The organism is Kocuria sp. NPDC057446 (assembly GCF_042802875.1).
Taxonomy (GTDB): domain Bacteria; phylum Actinomycetota; class Actinomycetes; order Actinomycetales; family Micrococcaceae; genus Kocuria.
The window spans coordinates 1-4,078 of sequence record NZ_JBHVDI010000235.1 but is presented as its reverse complement, the minus strand read 5'-3'; the positions used below and the strand labels follow the sequence as shown (position 1 = coordinate 4,078).

3 protein-coding genes are annotated in these 4,078 nt (G+C 72.4%); all 3 read left to right on the top strand.

The window, feature by feature from the left end:
- The first annotated feature begins 71 nt into the window (after nucleotides 1–71).
- The 3 genes from metG (at nucleotide 72) to ACFU0Y_RS17480 (ending at nucleotide 3,998) form a co-directional block, all read left to right on the top strand.
- Complete coding sequence (gene metG / locus ACFU0Y_RS17490; RefSeq protein WP_380216134.1) at nucleotides 72–1,634, top strand: methionine--tRNA ligase; 1,563 nt, start codon at nucleotides 72–74, stop codon at nucleotides 1,632–1,634.
- A 79-nt stretch (nucleotides 1,635–1,713) separates the two neighbouring features.
- Nucleotides 1,714–2,790: a 3-isopropylmalate dehydrogenase gene (locus ACFU0Y_RS17485; protein WP_380216132.1), complete on the top strand. Its 1,077-nt coding sequence runs from the start codon at nucleotides 1,714–1,716 to the stop codon at nucleotides 2,788–2,790.
- A gap of 98 nt (nucleotides 2,791–2,888) precedes the next feature.
- A complete protein-coding gene (locus tag ACFU0Y_RS17480; protein ID WP_380216130.1) occupies nucleotides 2,889–3,998 on the top strand; it encodes a branched-chain amino acid aminotransferase in 1,110 nt (369 codons plus the stop codon).
- Nucleotides 3,999–4,078: the final 80 nt, after the last annotated feature.

Below are 4,078 nucleotides of genomic sequence, written 5' to 3'. Positions count from 1 at the left end.
GTGCCGCACCCTCCCGCCCGCCGGCGGCACCGGGGGCGCACGCCGACGGTGCCGCCGGTAGAGTGGAGGCCGTGACTTCCTCCCACCGCACCCCGTACTACATCACCACGGCCATCGCGTACCCCAACGGCACCCCGCACATCGGGCACGCCTACGAGGTCATCGCGACCGACGTCATGGCCCGGTTCAAGCGGCTGGACGGCTACGACGTCCGCTTCCTGACCGGCACCGACGAGCACGGCCAGAAGATGCAGCAGACCGCGGAGAAGGAGGGCCTCACGGCCCGGGAGCTCGCGGACCGCAACGCCGCGCGCTTCCGCGAGATGGACGACGCCCTGAACATCTCCTACGACCGGTTCATCCGCACCACGGACGCCGACCACTACGCGGCGTCGGCGGCGATCTGGCGCCGGATGGAGGAGGCCGGGGACGTCTACCTCGGCAAGTACGCCGGCTGGTACTCCGTGCGCGACGAGGCGTACTACGCCGAGGACGAGACCGAGCTGCGGGAGGACGGCGTGCGGTGCGCGACGGGCACCGGCACGGAGGTCACCTGGACGGAGGAGGAGTCCTACTTCTTCCGCCTCTCGGCCTACCAGGACCGGCTGCTGGCCCTCTACGAGCAGGAGGGCTTCGTCCACCCCGAGACCCGCCGCAACGAGATCGCCTCGTTCGTGCGCTCCGGGCTCGAGGACCTCTCGATCTCGCGCACCACCTTCGACTGGGGCGTGCCCGTGCCCGGAAACCCGGGCCACGTGATGTACGTGTGGGTGGACGCCCTCACCAACTACCTCACCGGCGTGGGCTTCCCGGACACCGACGCCGAGGAGTTCCGACGGTACTGGCCGGCCGACGCCCACGTGATCGGCAAGGACATCGCCCGCTTCCACGCCGTGTACTGGCCGGCGTTCCTGATGTCCGCGGGACTGCCGCTGCCCAAGCGCGTCTTCGCCCACGGCTTCCTGTTCAACCAGGGCGAGAAGATGTCCAAGTCCGTGGGCAACGTCATCGACCCGCACGCCCTCGTGGCCGAGTACGGACTCGACCCGCTGCGCTTCTTCCTGCTGCGCGAGGTGCCCTTCGGCCAGGACGGCAGCTACTCGCACGACGGGATCAAGAACCGCACCAACTCCGACCTCGCCAACGACCTCGGCAACCTCGCCCAGCGCTCGCTGTCGATGGTCGCCAAGAACTGCGAGGGCCGCGTCCCCGTCCCGGGGGAGCTCCGCCCCGAGGACCGCGCGATGCTCGCCGCCGCCGCCGGGCTCTACGAGCCGGTGCGCGCGGAGTTCGACGAGCAGCAGTTCCACCGGGCGCTCGAGCGGATCTGGCGGGTGGTCGCCGAGGCCAACCGGTACTTCACCGCCATGGAGCCCTGGAAGCTGCGCAAGACCGACGCCGAACGCATGTCCACCGTGCTGTGGGTGACGCTCGAGGTGGTGCGCGTGGTGGCCCTCCTCGTCCAGCCCGTGGTGCCGGACGCCGCCGCCCGGCTGCTCGACGTCCTCGGCCAGGCCGAGGGCGAGGCCCGGCTGTTCACCGCCCTGGGCGCCCCGCTCGTGGCCGGTACGGAGCTGCCCCCGCCCGCTCCGGTGTTCCCGCGCTACCAGGAGCCCGCGGCGCTCCAGGCCTGACACCCGCCGGGGCGTCCAGCATGCGAGACGTCCGTCCACACCGTGGTCGGACGGCTCGCCCTGCTCCTATCCTGGGGCCATGAGCCAGCCGACGCCCGCCACAGCCCCCGCCCACCTGAAGATCGCCCTCGTCCCCGGCGACGGCATCGGCCCCGAGGTGGTGGCCGAGGCGGTGCGGGTCCTCGACGCGGTGACCGCCGCGGCCGGCGTCACGGTCGAGAAGCACGAGTTCGGCCTGGGCGCCCAGCACTGGCTGGACACGGGGGAGACCCTCACCGACCGCACGCTCGACGAGCTGCGGACCCACGACGCCATCCTGTTCGGCGCCGTCGGCGCCGCCCCGGGCGACCGCCGGGTCCCCTCGGGGATCATCGAGCGCGACGTGCTGCTGAGGATGCGCTTCGGCCTCGACCACTTCGTCAACCTCCGCCCGTCCAAGCTCTTCCCCGGCACCACCAGCCCGCTCTCCGACCCCGGGGACATCGACTTCGTGGTGGTCCGGGAGGGCACCGAGGGCCCCTACGCCGGCAACGGCGGCGTGCTGCGCGGCGGCACCGACGCCGAGATCGCCACGGAGGTCTCGCTGAACACCGCCCACGGCGTCCGCCGCCTGGTGCGCTACGCCTTCGAGCTCGCCGCCGGGCGGGAGCGCCGGAAGCTCACCCTCGTGCACAAGCACAACGTGCTGGTCAACGCCGGACGGCTCTACTCCCGGCTCGTCGAGGAGATCGGCGCCGAGTTCCCCGACGTCACCGTCGACTACCTGCACGTGGACGCGGCGACGATCTTCCTCACGACCGACCCGGCACGCTTCGACGTCATCGTCACCGACAACCTCTTCGGGGACATCCTCACCGACCTCGCCGGAGCGGTGACCGGCGGCATCGGCCTGGCCCCGGCCGGCAACATCAACGCGGACCGCACCGCGCCGTCGATGTTCGAGCCCGTCCACGGCTCCGCCCCGGACATCGCCGGGCAGCAGAGGGCGAACCCGGTCGCCGCGATCCTCGCCACGGCCATGATGCTCGACCACCTCGGCCACCCCGACCTGGCCGTGCGGATCGAGACCGCCGTGGAGCAGGACCTCGCCGCCCACGGCAACGAGACCCGCACCACCTCCCAGGTGGGCGACGGCGTGCTGGCCGCCCTGGCCTGAGCCGGTCCGGCCGTGCTCCGGGGATAGGCTGGGGCACGGAACCAACAGCTGAGCCCCGCGTGCCGGTCGCCACGGGGTCGACCTCGCAGGGAGACGCAGTGACCACACAGCCCACCACCTTCGCCCACCACCTCACCCAGGACCCCGTCCCGGAGGAGGTCCGGGCGGCCGTCCTCGCCGACCCGGGCTTCGGCACGAACTTCACGGACCACATGGTGAAGATCGACTGGTACGGGGACGTCGAGAAGGGCACGGGGCGCTGGAGCGACCCCCGGATCGAGCCGTACGGGCCGCTGGTGCTGGACCCCGCCGCCGCCGTGCTCCACTACGGCCAGGAGATCTTCGAGGGGCTCAAGGCCTACCGGCACGCCGACGGCTCCGTGTGGACCTTCCGGGCCGAGGCCAACGCCGCCCGGCTGAACCGGTCCGCCCGCCGGCTGGCGCTGCCGGAGCTGCCCGAGCAGATGTTCCTGGACTCGCTGCGGGAGCTCGTCTCGGTGGACGAGCAGTGGGTGCCGGACGGGGACGGGGAGTCCCTGTACCTGCGCCCGTTCATGATCGCCACCGAGGCGTTCCTCGGCGTGCGGCCGTCCCGGCAGGTGCTGTACTCGGTGATCGCCTCCCCGGCCGGCAACTACTTCGGCGGTCCCGTCAAGCCGGTGGACATCTGGCTCTCCCGCGACTGGGCCCGGGCCGGCCGCGGCGGGACGGGGGCGGCCAAGTGCGGCGGCAACTACGCCGCCTCCCTGATCGCCCAGATGGAGGGCGACGCCCACGGGTGCCAGCAGGTGATGTTCCTCGACCGCGACCGCGGCGACGCCGTCGAGGAGCTCGGCGGCATGAACGTGTTCTTCGTCCATGGGGACGGCCGCCTGGTCACCCCCGAGCTGACCGGCACGATCCTCGAGGGCGTCACCCGCCGCTCCATCATCCAGCTCGCGAAGGACCGCGGGATGACCGTCGAGGAGCGCCGCTTCACCCTCGACGAGTGGCGCGAGGGCTGGCAGACCGGGACCATCACCGAGGCCTTCGCCTGCGGGACCGCCGCCGTCATCACCCCCATCGGCCGGCTCGTCTCCGCGGAGGAGACCATCGGCGACGAGGACGCCCGGCCGGGCGAGGTCACCATGGACATCCGCAGGCAGCTCCTGGAGATCCAGACCGGCCGCGCGGAGGACCCCCACGGCTGGCTGACCCGTCTGGTCTGAACCGTCCGGCCCGGGCCGCCCCGGTCCTGGCGGACGTCCCGCTCCGCGCCCGCTCGGCCCCCGGTGGTGGCACCGGGGGC

Coding starts and splice junctions, on each gene's coding strand:
- ACFU0Y_RS17485 (WP_380216132.1), top strand. CDS start 1,714: ATGAGCCAGCCGACGCCCGCCACAGCCCCCGCCCACCTGAAGATCGCC.